Origin of the sequence: Lelliottia sp. CFBP8978, from assembly GCF_034046055.2 — a bacterium.
GTDB lineage: Bacteria > Pseudomonadota > Gammaproteobacteria > Enterobacterales > Enterobacteriaceae > Enterobacter.
Genome location: NZ_CM188253.1, coordinates 2105674 through 2122851 on the forward strand (window position 1 = coordinate 2105674; position 17178 = coordinate 2122851).

Here is a 17178-nt window from a genome sequence, read left to right on the forward strand (position 1 = left end):
CGCCCCTGATGCCGATGTCCATCAGGGGCTTTTTATTGACCCGTTTGACGTTGCGATGCTCGCGCATTGGCAGACTCACGGCATAGCAAAATCAATAAGCCATATACATAACTTTACCGCCAATTCAGCTCATTCCCCTCGACAGAAAATATTTCTCGCTTTGTTCAGATAATCGCCGCCCAACAATTGGATTCTTAACCGTTTTTGTTTAGGCTGTGCGTTCTTTCTTGCCGTCGTTTCGCCGCCCGCGAAACTCATTCACACGACCATAAGGACGTTTTTTCAGGCATGAATCGCAGACGTTTTTTACAAGGCTCGCTGGCAATGGCTGCGCTGAGCGGTACCGCCGGACTCTCAACGCTCTTTTCCCGCGCGGCGTTTGCCGCAGATTCAGAGATTGCGGACGGCCAGAGTCGTCTTTTTGACTTCTCTGTACTGCAATCTATGGCGCACGATTTGGCGCAAACCCCGTGGGGCGGCGCACCTCGTCCGCTTCCGAACACGCTGGCGACCATGACGCCGCAGGCCTACAACGCCATCCAGTACGATGCGAAGCAGTCCCTGTGGAATAACATCGAAGACCGTCAGTTAGACGTGCAATTCTTCCATATGGGCATGGGTTTCCGCCGCCGTGTCCGCATGTTCTCTCTGGATCCCGCCACTTCGCAGGCGCGTGAGATCCACTTCCGTCCGGAGCTGTTCAACTATCACGACGCGGGTGTGGACACCAAACAACTGCAGGGCCAAAGTGATTTAGGTTTTGCGGGTTTCCGCGCCTTCAAAGCTCCAGAGCTGGCCCGCCGCGATATTGTCTCATTCCTGGGCGCGAGCTATTTCCGCGCCGTGGATGATACTTATCAGTACGGTCTTTCCGCGCGCGGTCTGGCAATTGACACCTTTACGGACACCCCGGAAGAGTTTCCGGACTTCACGTCGTTCTGGTTCGAAACCGTCAAGCCTGGCGACACCACCTTTACCGTTTATACGCTGCTCGATAGCCCAAGTATTACCGGCGCCTATAAGTTCGTGATCCGCTGCGAGAAGAGCCAGGTGATCATGGAGGTGGATAACCACCTGTATGCGCGTAAAGATATCAAGCAGCTCGGCATTTCGCCGATGACCAGTATGTTCAGCTGCGGCAATAATGAACGCCGCATGTGCGACACCATTCACCCGCAGATCCACGACTCCGACCGCCTGTCGATGTGGCGTGGCAACGGCGAATGGATCTGTCGTCCGCTGAATAACCCACAAAAATTACAGTTCAATGCTTTTGAGGATAAAAACCCGAAAGGCTTTGGCCTGCTGCAGCTGGATCGCGATTTCTCCCACTATCAGGACATCATGGGCTGGTACAACAAGCGTCCGAGCCTGTGGGTTGAACCCCGCAATAACTGGGGGAAAGGCAGCGTCGGGCTGATGGAGATCCCCACCACCGGCGAAACGCTGGATAATGTGGTGTGTTTCTGGCAGCCAGAAAAAACCGTGAAAGCGGGCGACGAACTGGAGTTCAAATACCGTCTGTACTGGAGCGCGCAGCCGCCGGTACGCTCGCCGCTGGCGAACGTCTACGCTACCCGTACCGGAATGGGTGGATTCCCGGAAGGCTGGGCACCGGGCGAAAATTATCCGAAAACGTGGGCCCGTCGGTTTGCGATCGATTTTGTCGGTGGCGATCTGAAAGCTGCGGCGCCAAAAGGTATCGAGCCTGTCATCACGCTCTCTAACGGTGAAGCAAAACAGGTCGAAATCCTCTACGTCGAACCTTTCGACGGGTATCGCATACTCTTCGACTGGTATCCCACTAACGATTCCACCGACCCGGTAGAGATGCGTATGTTCCTGCGTTGTCAGGGAGATGCGATCAGTGAAACCTGGCTGTATCAGTATTTCCCGCCAGCGCCGGATAAACGCAACTATGTTGACGACCGCGTGATGCGTTAACGTTTCAGGCCCTCTTCGCACGGAGAGGGCCAGGATAAGCACCATGACCACAATAGCATCCGAAATCATCCCTGTTAGCGACCGCATTGAGCTGCGCGCCATTGATGAGCGTTTCACCAGCGAACTGCACAGTCTGGTCATCAAAAATAAAAGCTGGCTTCAGACCGCCTTTGACTGGGCGCAGTATGTCGGTTCCGAGGACGATACGCGACGCAATGCGCAAAGCAATCAGATGCTGCATCAGCGTGGCTACGCGAAAATGTTCCTGATTTATCAGGATCAAGCGCTGAAAGGCGTGCTCTCGTTCAATTCCATCGAGCCGACCAACAAGACCGGTTACATTGGTTATTGGCTGGATAAAGGCAGCCAGGGGCAGGGGATCCTTTCGCAATCATTGCAGGCGTTTATGCGGTATTACGTCGGGCGGGGTGAGATTCGTCGTTTCGTTATCAAATGCCGGGTGGCGAATAGCCAAAGCAACAGCGTGGCGCTGCGCAACGGTTTTGTTCTGGAGGGCTGTCTCAAAGAGGCCGAGTATCTTAACGGCGATTTTCACGATGTGAACAGCTACGCGAAAATTATCCGTTTATAGCGTGCCCAGCAGCGGCGTGCGGGTGATGCACTGTTCTCCGTTAATGACTTTCTCGCCACGCAGATGAATGCTCTCGCCCGCGAAGGCTTCAATCACCGCATCGTCGGTAATCTCAATACGATGCTCGATCAGCACATCTCCGCTGATTCGGGCGCGTCCCTGGATAACCACCTTATCATCAATCAGGATTGGGCCGCCTTTTAGCCAGGTGTGCCCGCCAATCAGCACATGATGCTTGATGACACAATTCCCCTCCACCACGGCGTTCTCTGCCACCTGTGAACTGTAGCGTAACGTCGGGATCGCATCGTCCTCCAGGCCTGCCACCAGACGAGCGTTGCCATAGACTTTGGCGCAGTCGCATACCCAGACATTGTTGATCTCATTACCGTCGATAAGGGCGTTCTCAAACACTTCCGCCCGGTGTTCTATAAAGGCATAATCCACAGTGGCGTTGCCGTAGATTTGCGCCTGATGAACCACGCGGGAGTGTCTGACGGTGGCGTTATCAAAGATTTTAAGGATCTGCTCCCGATCGGCGGTGAGTCCGATTGCCGCAATAATGGTGCTCTGATCGAGGATTCGGGCCTGGCCAAACAAATGGCAACGACCGCGTACTTCTGAATTCCTGACCGTGACGTTGTCACTTAAACGGGCTTCATGACTGATCTGCGCTTCCTCTACCAGAGCGTTATCAGCGATTTTCGCGCCATGGCTGATGACGCACGGCCGGGTAATTCGCGCATTACCGCGAATTTGCGCGCCGGCGAAAACCACGCTGTTTTCGTCGTAAACCCAGCAGTCACCGTCCTGAGAAAGGGCGCTTTCATCCTCCAGCCAGCCGCCTTTTGTACCCGCTTTGACGTCGCTGAAATCACGCGCCGCAACGATCTGGTACAACGTGACCGTCGCTTTATTCTCCCCGTTCTGCCAGTGATAAAAGCGAGTTTCGTCGCTAAGTCGGTATTTAGTCATTACGATGCCTCTTCTGGTCGTCATGATTAAACGTAGCAAACTTTACGCCTTTCGAAGTACTGGCAACCGGCCCTGAAAACTCTTAAACTAGCATTTCAAATATTATTTATAGTTTAAAATTAATGCGTAAAAGTCACCCATCTCAACAGGCTCTTCATTTACCTTTCGGCTACTTTGGAATGGTGCTGGGGACGATTGGCATGGGGTTCGCCTGGCGCTATGCCAGCACCCTCTGGCCGGTTTCACCCTGGCCGGGGGAGAGCCTTGTCGCGCTGGCGGTCATCATCTGGTTTTTACTCACCGTGGCGACGATTACCCGCGCCGTGCGGTTTCCGCACAGTGTACTGGCAGAGATGCGCCATCCGGTGATGAGCAGTTTTGTCAGTCTCTTCCCGGCCACCACCATGCTGGTGGCGATTGGATTTGTGCCGTGGTGTCGTCCGGTTTCGCTGGTGCTCTTTACGCTGGGTGTGGTCGTGCAGCTTGGCTATGCCTCGTGGCAAAGCGCCGGGCTGTGGCGCGGCAAGCATCCGCAAGAGGCCACAACGCCGGGGCTGTATCTGCCGACGGTGGCGAATAATTTTATCAGCGCCATGGCCTGCGGGGCGTTGGGCTTTCATGATGCCGGGCTGCTGTTTTTGGGGGCGGGGGTCTTTTCCTGGCTCAGCCTGGAGCCGGTGATCCTGCAACGTCTGCGCAGTGCGGGTGAGTTACCGTCTACGCTGCGTACATCGCTCGGCATTCAGCTTGCGCCCGCGCTGGTGGCATGCAGCGCCTGGCTAAGCGTCAACGGCGGGGAAGCCGATACCTTCGCCAAAATGTTGTTTGGCTACGGTTTGCTGCAGCTGCTGTTTACGCTGCGCCTGATGCCCTGGTATCTCTCGCAGCCGTTCAATGCCTCGTTCTGGAGCTTCTCGTTTGGCGTATCCGCTCTGGCAACGACCGGGCTGCATCTGGGGCAGAGCGCCCCGTCGGGGATTTTCCACGTTATTGCGATTCCGCTGTTTATTTTTACCAACTGCATCATTGCGCTCCTGCTGGTGCGCACCGTGATCTTGCTGATGCAGGGGAAGTTATTAGTTCGTTCAGATAAAGCCACGCTAATGCGTACTGAGGAAAAAGAATGACACGCTTCGATGAAAACTATTTTACCGAGAAATATGGTCTGACCCGCACTCATTCAGACGTTGTCTACAGCGCCGGGATCGTGAAGCCGGGCAAAACGCTGGATCTGGGCTGCGGCAATGGGCGTAATAGCCTGTGGCTGGCGGCAAACGGGTATGACGTCACTGCCTGGGATAAAAATCCCATGAGCATTGATAATATCGAACGTATCAAAGCGGCAGAGGGGATCTCAAACCTGCAGACCGCCATCCAGGATCTCAACAGCCTGAGCTTTGACGGAGAGTATGATTTTATTCTCTCCACGGTGGTGATGATGTTCCTCGAAGCCAAAACCATTCCGGGGCTGATCGCCAATATGCAGCGCTGCACCAAACCGGGCGGATATAACCTGATTGTAGCGGCGATGGATACGGACGATTACCCGTGTACCGTAGGTTTCCCGTTCGCGTTTAAAAGTGGCGAACTGAGCCGCTATTACGAAGGCTGGGAGCCTCTGAAATACAATGAAGACGTCGGCGAGTTACATCGCACCGACGCCAACGGGAATCGCATCAAACTGCGTTTCGCCACTCTGCTGGCGCGTAAACCCGCTTAACGGGTAGTCTGCAGACCTGAGCTATACGATTAAGGGGGCCGTGTGCCCCTTGTTTGTGAGGAAGGTGGACATTAAATACTCATAAAATCACTGCGCGTGACTATTCAGAATGACCAATTTTTGTAATTATGCGACGAGCACCCTTTTTGTCACAACAAAGTCCCTGCGCTTTTGCTATAACTTCAGATGCATATCTGCACATTACAGGGATCCCTTACCATGCGTACTCAAACTTTTTTTAAAGTTGCAGCGCTCTCTGGCCTGCTGGTCTTAGCAGGCTGTGCGTCCAAAGTGGCGCAGCCCGATCAATACTCGGGCTTTTTGAAAGATTATTCAGGCTTGCAGCAAACGACGTCAGCGACGGGTAAACCAACGCTACGCTGGGTAGATCCATCCTACAAACCGTCTAATTACGACAACATCGTCTGGAATCCAATCACCTATTATCCGGTGCCGAAGCCGACCACCCAGGTCGGACAAAAGGTGCTGGACGATCTGCTGGCCTACACCAACAACAAAATGAAAACCGCTGTTGGTCAAACCAAACCGCTGGTGGCGACACCTGGCCCACGTAGCCTGATTTTCCGCGGGGCCGTTACCGGCGTGAGTTCGAAGAAAGAAGGGCTGCAATTCTATGAAGTGGTCCCGGTTGCACTGGTGGTGGCAGGAACGCAAATGGCGACCGGTCATCGCACGATGGATACCCATCTCTTTTTTGAAGGTGAGCTGATCGATGCGGCGACCGGTAAACCGGTGATCAAGGTTGTGCGTAAAGGCGAAGGTAAAGAACTCAGCAATGAAAATGCGCCAATGACGGTGGCGACGCTGAAACAGGTGGTTGATGACATGGCGACGGATGCCACCATGTTTGATGTCAACAGCACCAAAAAATAATAGAAAACCGGCGGTTTCGCACCGCCGTTTTTTTACGCCGTCCGCAGTCGCCTGAACCAGGTTTCCGGCCGGGTGAACATCACCATATTCCCCGTTAAGATCAGCAGCAATCCTGCCACACTATTCATGTGCCAGACGTAGCCCTCATACATCGTCGAAATCGTCAGGGCCACCAGCGGGAAAAGCAGGGTGCTGTAAGCGGCTTTACCGGCACCAATGCGGCCGACCAGCGTAAAGTAAGCGCCGAACGCAATCACCGAGCCAAAAATAGCCAGATAAAGCAGGGCTCCGATATAGCTGACCGTCCATTCCGGCATAAAGTTGTCGCCGCGAATCAGCGCGATGGCGCCCATCACCAGCGTGCCGTAAAGCATCGCCCACGCGTTAGTGGTCATCGTTTCCAGCCCATTGCGCTGGTGGCGAAGGCTAATCATATTTCCCAGCGAGAAACCGTATGTTCCCAGCGCCGACAGGCCGATACCCAGCAGCAATTCCGGGCTCCAGCCGCTGGTCAGGAGATCGTCCCAGAACAGCGTGATAATCCCCAGCAGACCGAGGAACGCGGCGGTCCAGAAACGGGCAGGCGGGCGTTGCCCAAAGAAGATAAAACTGTTGATGGCGTTATACATGACGGCCATCGAAAAAATGACCGACTCCAGACCGGTATTGATATACGCCGCAGCGGTGTAAAAACACCAGAAGTTAAAGCAAAAGACGCAACAGCCCTGAACCATACAGAACAGGTGATCGCGCAGCACCAGCTTGCGCAGACGTCCCAGCGCCAGCAGGACCATCATCATCGTGGCGCTGGCGACGGCAAAGCGCCAGAAAATGGAGACGGGTGCAGCCACGGGTCCCTGTTGCAAAAATATCGCGATCCAGGTGGTTCCCCAAATCAGCACCACCAGCCCATACAAAAGTGCGTTCATTTTACTCTCTTCTCAAACGACAAAAGGGAAGTGTGACCGAACGCCCGCCGTGGTGCTTTCAGCATCCTGCTGCCGACTTGCATAATCTTGCGCATTTTTGTTGCCGCATGGCTGGTATCAGGGGGCAACACTTCATAAACTGTGGGTCTGTTCACTTGCCAGCTACCTGTTATGTCTCGCGCTTACGACACCTTTGAAACGCTTCGTCAACAAAATGCCGTGCTGCGGGAAACCGTCGCGCTCAACACGGGCATTCAGCTGGCCGCGTGGTACAACAAGCACGATACGGTCACCGTCAAAAGTAACCATCACACTCTCAGTTTGTACGTCGCCGATGGCTACGAGAGTTATCACAAAACGGCCAGCGGCTGGAAAAACGGCGGCGGGCCGGATCGTTTCTGTCTGATGCCGAAAGAGAGCGAATCAAGCTGGGATATCCGCGATGATTTGTCGTTTGTGCATCTCTATTGCACCGATGAACATCTGCGCGACACAGGCGAAAAAATCTGGGATAAAAGCCCGGCGTCGATAGCGCTCGATGAGAAAACCTTCGCCAGCGACCCCAAAATTGCGCTGCTCTACCGCCAGTTTTTGCTCGGCTGCGACTGGCAGCAACAGGCCAACCAGCTGACGTTAAGTACCGCCAGTACGCTACTGCTGACGCACCTGATTCAGCATTATTCGAGCGTCCAGTGGAAACTGCCGGTCGTGACAGGCGGCCTTTCGCCGTTCGTGCTGCGCAACGTGCTGGCTTACATCGAAGAAAATCTTTCGCAGCCATTAACCCTCGCCGACCTGGCGGCGGTTGCCGCGCTGAGCGAATACCATTTCGCCCGAATGTTCCGCCAGTCAATGAGTATGGCACCCCATCAGTACGTGATGCAGCAGCGCATGGAAAAGGCCAAAGGGCTGGTGGAGTTGACGCAACAACCGTTAACCGAGATCGCGCTGGCCTGCGGGTTCAGTTCTGCCAGCCATTTTAGCCATCGTTTCAAAGCCGTTATCGGGTTGACGCCGTCGCAGCTACGCGCGGCGAAAGCGTGAAAACACCGCATAACCGATCCCACCGGCAATCAGCCCCCAGAATGCCGAACTGATACTCAGCAATGTCACTCCGCTGGCGGTCACCAGGAAAGTGATCAGCGCGGCGTCACGCTCGTGTTCATGTTGCAGTGCCTGATACAGACTTCCGCCGATCGTCCCAAGTAATGCCAGGCCCGCCAGCGTCTGGATCCAGCTCAACGGCAGCGCCGTCATCAGTGCGGTAATCGAGCCGCCAAAAATCCCCGCGAGCAGATAAAAAACGCCTGCCGCGACGGCGGCAATCCAGCGTTTTCCGGCGTCAGGATGCGCATCGGGGCTTTGGCAAATCGCTGCGGTGATGGCCGCAATACAGATGGAGAAGACGCCAAACGGCGAGAGCAACAGCGCCAGTCCGCCGGTAAAGGTGATCAGTGGGGAGACGGCGACCGGATAACCGGATGCTTGCATCGTGGCAAAGCCTGGGGCATTTTGCGAAGCCATCGTCACCAGAAACAGGGGCAGACCCACACTGATAAGCGTGGTCAGGGTGAATTGCGGGGCGATCCAGATGGGCATGACCACGGTATAACGCAATTTATCTGTGACAACGTCACCTCCTGCCCAGGCGACGACTCCACCCACCACCAGGGTGGCGACAATGGCATAGCGGGGGGCAAAGGTTTTGGCGAATAACCACGCCAGCAGCATGCTCCCGCACAGCAAAAAGTGTCCCTCGAGTTGGCTGAAGGCCTGAAGGCCAAAGCGCAGCAACACGCCGGCCAGCATGGCGGCTGCCAGCGTGTGAGGAATAATTTTCATCAGACGGGCAAAAAGCCCGGTCAGGCCACAGAGCACAATCAAGCCGTTGGCAAAGATAAAAATGCCGATGGTTTCAGCCAGCGTAACGCCCTGAAGGCTGGTCGCAAGGAGCGCGGCCCCGGGGGTAGACCATGCGGTTAACACCGGGGCCTTATACCAGAGCGAAAGCGCGAGCGTACTGACGCCCATCCCCAGCCCCAGGGCGGTCATCCAGCCTGCGATTTGTAAAGGCGTGGCGCCCGCTGCTGCCGCGGCTTGCCAGATAATGGCGGCGGAACTGGCATATCCCACCAGCACGGCGACAAATCCGGCCAGTATCGCCGGGAAAAGTGGGGTTGAACTGCGCATGGTGACTCCGTTGTGCGTTATAGCGTCCGGAGAAATGTAGCACTGTGCGCTATAGCGTACAAGTGGTACACTGGACCGCAACGGGAGGAGCCATGAATATCACTGAACATCTTGCGTTAACCCTGAAAACAGAGCGGCAGGGGCGCGGCTGGAGTTTATCGAAGCTGGCCGATGAGACGGGCGTATCAAAAGCGATGCTGGGCCAGATCGAGCGTAACGAATCCAGCCCGACGGTTTCTACGCTGTGGAAAATCGCGACCGGTCTGAACGTCCCCTTTTCCGCATTTATCACCCCTGAAACGCAGCCGCAGCCGGTGTTTGATCCTCAGCAACAGGCGATGGTGGTCAAGCCGCTGTTTCCGTGGGATGACACGCTGAAGTTTGATCACTTCTCGATTACGCTGGCCCCTGGCGCGCTGAGCGAATCGACGCCACATGAAGCAGGCGTCATTGAACATGTGGTGGTGATTAGCGGCGAGCTGGAGATGTGTATTGAGGGCGTCTGGCGCACCCTTTTTGCCGATTCTGGCGTGCGTTTTGCCGGTGATAAGCCCCACGCCTATCGCAACAGTAGCGGCCAGACCGTCCATTTCCATTCTCTGATCCACTATCCCCGCTGAGGCTGCGCAAAACGGTTTCACTGACGCAGACTTCTGACTACAATAGCCGCCATTTTGACCATAACGGATAACGACGAAGTATGCGCCTGCAATCCCATCATCTTGAACTTTTAAGCCCGGCTCGTGACGCCTCAATTGCCCGTGAGGCAATCCTGCATGGCGCAGATGCGGTGTACATTGGCGGCCCAGGCTTTGGCGCCCGACATAACGCCAGCAACAGCCTGAGCGATATTGCCGCGCTGGTGCCGTTCGCCCACCGCTATGGTGCGAAAGTGTTCGTGACCCTGAACACCATTCTTCATGATGATGAGCTTGAACCTGCGCAGCGTCTGATCACCGATCTTTATCAGACCGGGGTCGATGCGTTGATTGTGCAGGATATGGGCGTACTTGAGCTGGATATCCCGCCGATTGAGCTGCACGCCAGCACCCAGTGCGATATCCGTACCGTTGAAAAAGCGAAGTTTCTCTCCGATGTCGGATTCACTCAGATTGTGCTGGCGCGCGAACTGAACCTGAATCAAATCCGCGATATTCATCAGGCCACCGACGCGACCATTGAGTTCTTTATTCACGGCGCGCTGTGCGTGGCGTATTCCGGCCAGTGCAATATCTCGCACGCGCAGACCGGGCGCAGCGCCAATCGTGGCGACTGCTCGCAGGCGTGCCGTTTGCCTTACACTCTGAAAGACGATCAGGGCCGCGTCGTCGCCTTTGAAAAGCATCTCCTGTCGATGAAAGACAACGATCAGACGGCGAATCTTGCGGCGCTGATCGACGCCGGTGTGCGCTCCTTCAAGATTGAAGGGCGCTACAAAGATATGAGCTACGTGAAAAATATCACCGCGCATTATCGCCAGATGCTGGATGCGATTATCGAGGATCGCAGCGACCTGGCGCGGGCCTCCGCCGGGCGCACCGAGCACTTCTTTATTCCGTCCACTGATAAAACCTTCCATCGCGGCAGCACGGATTATTTCGTGAATGCGCGTAAAGATGATATCGGCGCGTTCGATTCGCCGAAATTTATCGGCCTGCCGGTCGGAGAAGTGTTGAAAGTGGGTAAAGATTATCTGGATGTGAAGGTGACGGAGACGCTGGCCAACGGCGATGGCCTGAACGTCATGATCAAGCGCGAAATTGTCGGTTTCCGCGCGAATACGGTAGAAAAAACCGGTGCGAACCAGTACCGCGTGTGGCCTAACGAAATGCCCGCCGATCTCTACAAAGCGCGTCCGAATGCGGCGTTGAATCGCAACCTCGATCACAACTGGCAGCAGGCGCTGCTGAAAACGTCCAGCGAGCGACGTATTGCCGTGGATATCGAACTGGGTGGCTGGGAAGAACAGCTGATCCTGACGATGACCAGCGAAGATGGCGTTAGCGTGACGCACACGCTGGATGGCCAGTTTGAGGTAGCGAACAACGCTGAAAAGGCGCTCTCCAGCCTGAAGGACGGCGTGGCGAAGCTGGGGCAGACCCTGTATTATCCGCGCAGCGTTGAGCTGAACCTGGCTGACGCGCTGTTTGTTCCGAACAGTCTGCTGAACCAGTTCCGCCGTGAAACGGCCGATATGCTCGATGCCGCGCGTCTGGCGAACTATCCCCGCGGCAGCCGTAAAGCGGTTTCCGTGCCGGCGCCGGTCTATCCGGACACCCATCTCTCATTCCTGGCAAACGTCTATAACCATAAAGCGCGTGAATTTTATCACAGGTATGGCGTTCAGCTGATTGATGCTGCCTATGAAGCGCATGAAGAGAAGGGCGATGTTCCGGTGATGATCACCAAGCACTGCCTGCGTTTTGCCTTCAACCTGTGTCCGAAACAGGCCAAAGGCAATATCAAAAGCTGGAAAGCGACCCCCATGCAGCTGGTCAACGGGGATGAGATTCTGACGCTGAAGTTCGACTGCCGCCCGTGTGAAATGCACGTGATAGGTAAAATGAAAAATCACATTTTCAAAATGCCCCAACCCGGCAGCGTCGTGGCGTCTGTAAGTCCTGAAGATCTGCTGAAAACCCTGCCGAAGCGCAAGGGCGTGTAATCAGCGAAAATGGGTATCCGGTTTGCGCGATTTTTGCCAGTGATGGTGCTCGCGCAAGCCATCCGCAGACTCTTCCGCCACGCTCCGCAGTTCGTCGCTGTCAGCTTCATGACGAAGCTGATGGTCGACATTTTTCACCCACAAATATTCATGTCCTTTTTGCCCGGCCATTAACTGCCCGGATAATAATGCGCAAATCAGCATGATGAGAGATAACCCTTTCTTAACCATTGTTTCACCGCCTGATGACTTTTCGCCGCTATGATGCCAATAGTTTCCTTGAGTTATTATTCGCACTTTTAAACTATCGCAAAGAGTTTGTCAGGGAATACCCCCGAGACGTGTCAAGTCTGCATCCGGATAATAACCTTCCCGGTAAGAAGCCGATACAATGGCCTTTTAACCAGGGACGAGGTTATGCAAATGAAAAAAGTGTTCTCTTTTGCCATTTCAGGCGTTGCGATAGCCGCGGCGGCTTACATTGGTTACACCCACCACCAGCCGAAAGCAGAATATTTGCAGGCCGCAGAAACGCGCGTCGGCTCTTACCTGACCAGTGATTACGGGCGCGTCGCCTGCCACACCACGCAAATCAGCGGTGGACAATGGCTTCTGGACTGTCTGAACGCGGCAAAAGGCCAGCATTTCGAGTATGCGGTTTTTCCTGCCGAGAAAGCACCCTACGCCGTTTCGCGGCTCTTTTATCTTGAAGCCGTGAATGAAAACGCCGTTCAAAGCGCCAGTCACGGATTAATGCAGTATCTGCAAATCAACACTTCGACCCATAAAATTCACTCCTGACCAGGAGCGGATATCGCTCATCAGTTAGTCTGTCGTTTACTCCTGGTTTACCTTTCGAATGTTAGTTTTATTGCCGATCCGCTACCCGTCATGGAATGCCGGGAACGTAGATACCAAAATACAAATCTATCCATGCAAGCATTGACCGCCAGATAATGGCGGTTTTTTTTTGCCTCACCCCAGCCTTTCTAAGTCCTGAGCGCCTGAGACAAGGAAGTGTTTTCGGTATTGCGCTGGCGATAACGCAAACTGTTGGCGGAAGTGATGCCGCAGAGTGGCGGCGTGCCCGAATCCGGTCTGCTCTGCAATACTGTCGATACTCAACCGACTGCTTTCCAGATACTCTTTTGCCCGCAGCAGGCGTTCGGTAATGATCCAGCGCGATGGCGTCGTGCCCGTCGCATCGGCGAAGCGGCGTAAAAAAGTGCGCTGGCTCATCCCCACACGGCGGGCCAGCGAGCTGACGCTGTGGTTAACGGTCAGATGCTGATGGAGAAAATCAAACAACTGGCCGAATCGCTGACTTTCCCTCAACTGCGCAACCGGGCGAATGACCTGCTGCGTTTGCGTCCCGTCCCGGTGGGGCGGGATCACCAGACGTCTCGCCACGCGGTTGGCCGCGTCCAGACCGTAATCCCGGCGGACAACATGCAGGCACAGGTCGATTCCGGCGGCGCTGCCCGCCGACGTCAGCAGGGTATCTTCATCCTGGTACAGCACATCTTCCACCACGTTGATCTTCGGATAACGCGTTTTCAGGGTTTCGGTATAACGCCAGTGCGTCGTGGCTTTGCGGCCATCCAGCAATCCGGTGGCGGCCAGCACAAACACCCCGGAACATATCGAGAGCAGATGGCAGCCGCGCGCGTGAGCCCGGCAGAGCGCGTCGCATAATGCAGGCGGTACGACCGCATCGACGCCACGCCAGCCGGGGATCACCACCAGACTGGCGTCATCCAGCAGACGTATATCCCCGTCGGCCACTATTCTGATGCCGCCGGTCGCCCGCAGTTCGCCATTGTCCACCGCGGCAACGCTGAAGCGGTACCAGTCATCGCCCATCTCCGGTCGCGGCAGGCCGAAAATTTCCACCGCCACACCAAACTCAAACGTACACAGACCGTCATAGGCCAGTACCACGACCCGTGGAGGAGGAACCTGTTGTAAGTTTGTCATCTTTTTGCTGTTTTCTGGCATAACTGCTGACATTCACTGGCTAAATTTCTGGATAAAGTACTGTTAACACAAACACCCACCAGGAGAAAGCGCCATGAGTTATGTCACCGAATTTCCCGTTGCCGGGCCACAAGAATCCGCTGCCCATTTTCTGCGCCGGTTAAGCGTCGAGACGGACTGTGCCGACGTTCATCACGCCTTAACGCATCATGAGCAGGACTTCATTTTATTGCATGTGGTTGGTGGCCCGGAGCACTTTGCTCGCCGCCACCTGCCGGGCGCGATTCATTTACCGTGGTCGGCAATGACGGCGGAAAAGATGGCGCAGTGGCCTGAAGATACGCTGTTTGTCGTCTACTGCGCCGGGCCGCATTGCAACGGGGCGGACAGAGCGGCGCTGAAGCTGGCGCAGCTGGGTTTACCGGTCAAAATTATGCTGGGCGGGATCACCGGCTGGGAAGATGAAAATTTCGCTTTTGCGACGGATGATTAACCCGAACATGAATAAATTTCATCTGTCATGAAATTTTCTCGTTTGCCGCCATGCCGTTGATATGACATCTTTTTGGACGTATAGCCATCCAGAAGTCTATAAGTTCAATTTATGAATTATCACTGTTGGCAATCAATTGCTGGCGGCAAAGGAGATAAACATGCAGCGACAACACGCCCCGTACCGTGCCGATGTGGTAGGCAGTTTTTTACGTCCCGACGCGATCAAACTGGCGCGCCAGAAATTCGCCAGCGGTGAGATCGATGCCGGTCAGCTGCGTGCGGTTGAAAACGACGCCATTCGCCACGTGGTCGAACAGCAATGCGCGTGCGGGCTGCATGTGGTCACCGACGGCGAGTTCCGCCGCGCCTGGTGGCATTTTGATTTCTTCGATGGTCTGGAAGGGGTTGAGCGTTACGATTCAAACCAGGGCATCCAGTTCAACGGCGTGCAGACCAAAGCGCACGGCGTGCGCGTCACCGGTAAACTGGGCTTCGGTAACCATCCTATGCTGGAAGATTTCCGCTATCTGAAAAGCATCAGCGGTAACGCCGAGCCTAAAATGACCATTCCAAGCCCGAGCGTGCTGCACTTCCGTGGCGGGCGTAAAGATATCGACGCCACGGTTTATCCGGATCTGGATGTCTATTTTGATGACCTGGCCACCACCTGGCGCGATGCGATCCAGGCATTTTACGCGGCGGGCTGTCGCTATCTGCAGCTGGATGACACGGTCTGGGCTTATCTGTGCTCCGACGATCAGCGTCGTCAAATTCGTGAGCGCGGTGATGATGCCGACCAACTGGCGCTCACCTATGCCCGCGTACTGAATAAAGCGCTGGAAGGGAAACCTGACGACCTGACCATTGGTTTGCACGTCTGTCGCGGCAACTTCCGTTCCACCTGGATTTCAGAAGGGGGCTATGAGCCGGTCGCCGAGGTGTTGTTTGGTACGGTGAACGTGGATGCCTTCTTCCTGGAGTATGACAACGACCGCAGCGGCGATTTTGCACCGTTACGTTTTGTGCGTCCGGGTAAACAGCAGGTGGTCCTGGGTCTCATCACCACTAAAAATGGCGAGCTGGAAAATCCGCAAGGGGTGAAAGCGCGGCTGGAAGAGGCGGCACAATTTGTGGCGAAAGATCAGATCTGCCTGAGCCCGCAGTGCGGCTTTGCCTCCACCGAGGAGGGCAATACCCTCAGCGAAACCCAGCAGTGGGATAAAGTCCGTCTGGTCACACAGATCGCAGATGAAGTCTGGTAATTAACCGCGCACAGCGTTGCACTTAAATAATGCAGCGCTGTGCCATTCTGAGTCGTTCTTCACCTGTCTCTGACCCGTTGCCACTGCGGAATTTCCTTTCATACTCCTGCTAACGCCCTAAAAAATCATATCTTTTACGTTCTGGCATCCTTTTTGCTCTGATGAATCCTGTCATTGACGTTTCGCTTTTTTCTGCGTCCACGCGGTAGAGGACGTATTCGCGCAGCTTTCTTTTCAGGAGTGAAAATATGCACCGTCGTACCTTAATCAAAGCTTTTGCACTCTCCACCACGATGGTGGCGATGGGGATGAGTTTTAGCGTACAGGCCGCTGACACGATCAAAATCGGGATCATGCACTCGCTGTCCGGCACCATGGCGATCTCGGAAACCCCGCTTAAAGACGTGGCGCTGATGACCATTGATGAGATCAATGCCAAAGGCGGCGTGCTGGGCAAAAAGCTGGAGCCGGTGGTGGTTGACCCCGCGTCTAACTGGCCGTTGTTTGCGGAAAAAGCCCGTCAGTTGTTAAGCCAGGATAAAGTGGCGGCAGTCTTTGGCTGCTGGACATCGGTCTCGCGGAAATCGGTCCTGCCAGTCTTTGAGGAGCTGAACGGCCTGCTGTTCTACCCGGTGCAGTATGAGGGCGAAGAGATGTCGCCAAACGTGTTTTACACCGGCGCGGCCCCCAATCAGCAGGCCATTCCTGCGGTGGAATATCTGATGGGGGAAGACGGCGGCAGCGCCAAACGCTTCTTCCTTCTCGGCACAGACTATGTTTACCCGCGAACCACCAACAAGATTTTACGTTCGTTCCTGCATTCAAAAGGTGTGCAGGATAAAGATATCGAAGAAGTCTACACCCCGTTCGGGCACAGCGATTACCAGACCATTGTGGCCAACATCAAGAAATTCTCCGCTGGCGGAAAAACGGCGGTCGTTTCGACCATCAACGGCGACTCCAACGTTCCATTCTATAAAGAGCTGGCCAACCAGGGCGTGAAAGCCACGGATGTGCCGGTCGTGGCCTTCTCGGTGGGCGAAGAGGAGTTACGCGGAATAGATACCAAACCGCTGGTGGGAAACCTCGCGGCGTGGAACTACTTTGAATCAGTCGATAACCCGACCAACCAGACCTTTGTCGCGTCGTATAAAGCCTGGGCCAAAGCGCATAAGCTGCCGAATGCCGATACCGTTGTGACGAACGATCCGATGGAAGCGACCTATGTCGGGATCCATATGTGGGCGCAGGCGGTTGAGAAGGCCGGAACCACCGATGTGGATAAAGTGCGGGCCGCCATGGCGGGTCAATCCTTCAAAGCGCCGTCGGGCTTTACGCTGACCATGGATGAAACCAATCACCATCTGCATAAACCGGTGATGATTGGCGAAATCGAAGGTGACGGTCAGTTTAACGTCGTCTGGCAGACCGATAAACCGGTTCGCGCCCAGCCGTGGAGTCCGTACATTCCGGGTAATGACAAAAAGCCTGAGCAACCGATGAAAACGGCCAGTAACTAACCTGATGTACGGAGA

Annotated in this window: 17 protein-coding genes; 12 read left to right on the forward strand and 5 right to left on the reverse strand. The window is 55.0% G+C overall.

The annotated features are described in order from the left end of the window. Nucleotides 1-288: 288 nt before the first annotated feature. Entirely contained in the window at nt 289-1944 is a 1656-nt protein-coding gene (locus SOM82_RS09860) for a glucan biosynthesis protein D (protein WP_320459442.1), read from the forward strand. A gap of 52 nt (nt 1945-1996) precedes the next feature. Continuing rightward, a complete protein-coding gene (gene rimL / locus SOM82_RS09865) occupies nt 1997-2536 on the forward strand; it encodes a 50S ribosomal protein L7/L12-serine acetyltransferase (RefSeq protein ID WP_320459613.1) in 540 nt (179 codons plus the stop codon). Here the strand turns inward: rimL and ydcK are convergent. Continuing rightward, nucleotides 2531-3511 (reverse strand): YdcK family protein, encoded by a 981-nt coding sequence (gene ydcK, locus SOM82_RS09870; protein ID WP_320459443.1) that lies wholly within the window; start codon nt 3509-3511, stop codon nt 2531-2533. The two genes, rimL and ydcK, sit on opposite strands and share 6 nt — an antisense overlap. Nucleotides 3512-3633: 122 nt before the next feature. Here ydcK and tehA point away from each other — a divergent pair, with 122 nt between their 5' ends. The 3 genes from tehA (at nt 3634) to SOM82_RS09885 (ending at nt 6125) form a co-directional block, all read left to right on the forward strand. After that, nucleotides 3634-4638, forward strand: a complete 1005-nt coding sequence (tehA, locus tag SOM82_RS09875; RefSeq protein ID WP_320459444.1) for a dicarboxylate transporter/tellurite-resistance protein TehA — start codon at nt 3634-3636, stop codon at nt 4636-4638. After that, nucleotides 4635-5231 carry a tellurite resistance methyltransferase TehB gene (gene tehB, locus SOM82_RS09880; RefSeq protein WP_154125392.1) on the forward strand — a complete coding sequence of 199 codons (597 nt, stop codon included), beginning with the start codon at nt 4635-4637 and terminating at the stop codon, nt 5229-5231. The genes tehA and tehB overlap by 4 nt, the downstream gene beginning before the upstream one ends. Before the next feature lie 219 nt (nt 5232-5450). Further along, nucleotides 5451-6125, forward strand: a complete 675-nt coding sequence (locus SOM82_RS09885) for a DUF3313 domain-containing protein (protein WP_320459445.1) — start codon at nt 5451-5453, stop codon at nt 6123-6125. Nucleotides 6126-6157: 32 nt separating this feature from the next. On the opposite strand, the gene SOM82_RS09890 is transcribed toward SOM82_RS09885, so the two are convergent. Next, a complete protein-coding gene (locus tag SOM82_RS09890) occupies nt 6158-7054 on the reverse strand; it encodes a DMT family transporter (protein ID WP_320459446.1) in 897 nt (298 codons plus the stop codon). A gap of 171 nt (nt 7055-7225) precedes the next feature. Between SOM82_RS09890 and SOM82_RS09895 the strand changes: the two genes are divergently transcribed. Beyond that, nucleotides 7226-8098, forward strand: coding sequence for a helix-turn-helix domain-containing protein (locus tag SOM82_RS09895; RefSeq protein ID WP_320459447.1), 873 nt, complete (start codon nt 7226-7228; stop codon nt 8096-8098). Here the strand turns inward: SOM82_RS09895 and SOM82_RS09900 are convergent. Further along, nucleotides 8078-9244 (reverse strand): benzoate/H(+) symporter BenE family transporter, encoded by a 1167-nt coding sequence (locus SOM82_RS09900; protein WP_501083562.1) that lies wholly within the window; start codon nt 9242-9244, stop codon nt 8078-8080. The two genes, SOM82_RS09895 and SOM82_RS09900, sit on opposite strands and share 21 nt — an antisense overlap. A 92-nt stretch (nt 9245-9336) precedes the next feature. On the opposite strand from SOM82_RS09900, the gene SOM82_RS09905 reads away from it, so the two are divergent. Together SOM82_RS09905 and SOM82_RS09910 are read left to right on the forward strand one after the other, a co-directional pair. Beyond that, nucleotides 9337-9864, forward strand: coding sequence for a helix-turn-helix domain-containing protein (locus SOM82_RS09905; protein ID WP_320459448.1), 528 nt, complete (start codon nt 9337-9339; stop codon nt 9862-9864). Nucleotides 9865-9944: 80 nt separating this feature from the next. After that, nucleotides 9945-11909, forward strand: coding sequence for a peptidase U32 family protein (locus SOM82_RS09910; RefSeq protein WP_320459449.1), 1965 nt, complete (start codon nt 9945-9947; stop codon nt 11907-11909). On the opposite strand, the gene SOM82_RS09915 is transcribed toward SOM82_RS09910, so the two are convergent. Then, a complete protein-coding gene (locus SOM82_RS09915) occupies nt 11910-12140 on the reverse strand; it encodes a DUF2554 family protein (RefSeq protein ID WP_320459450.1) in 231 nt (76 codons plus the stop codon). A 192-nt stretch (nt 12141-12332) separates the two neighbouring features. On the opposite strand from SOM82_RS09915, the gene SOM82_RS09920 reads away from it, so the two are divergent. Then, entirely contained in the window at nt 12333-12710 is a 378-nt protein-coding gene (locus SOM82_RS09920) for a hypothetical protein (RefSeq protein ID WP_320459615.1), read from the forward strand. 174 nt (nt 12711-12884) lie between these two features. Here SOM82_RS09920 and ftrA read toward each other — a convergent pair whose 3' ends face one another. Next, nucleotides 12885-13907: a transcriptional regulator FtrA gene (gene ftrA, locus SOM82_RS09925; protein WP_320459616.1), complete on the reverse strand. Its 1023-nt coding sequence runs from the start codon at nt 13905-13907 to the stop codon at nt 12885-12887. A 73-nt stretch (nt 13908-13980) separates the two neighbouring features. Between ftrA and SOM82_RS09930 the strand changes: the two genes are divergently transcribed. From SOM82_RS09930 to urtA, 3 genes are all read left to right on the forward strand, one after another. Continuing rightward, entirely contained in the window at nt 13981-14379 is a 399-nt protein-coding gene (locus SOM82_RS09930) for a rhodanese-like domain-containing protein (RefSeq protein ID WP_320459451.1), read from the forward strand. 160 nt (nt 14380-14539) lie between these two features. Next, nucleotides 14540-15643: a cobalamin-independent methionine synthase II family protein gene (locus SOM82_RS09935; protein ID WP_154125402.1), complete on the forward strand. Its 1104-nt coding sequence runs from the start codon at nt 14540-14542 to the stop codon at nt 15641-15643. A 248-nt stretch (nt 15644-15891) separates the two neighbouring features. Further along, on the forward strand, nt 15892-17163 hold the full coding sequence (gene urtA, locus SOM82_RS09940; protein WP_320459452.1) for an urea ABC transporter substrate-binding protein: 1272 nt from the start codon (nt 15892-15894) through the stop codon (nt 17161-17163). The last annotated feature ends 15 nt before the right edge of the window (nt 17164-17178 follow it).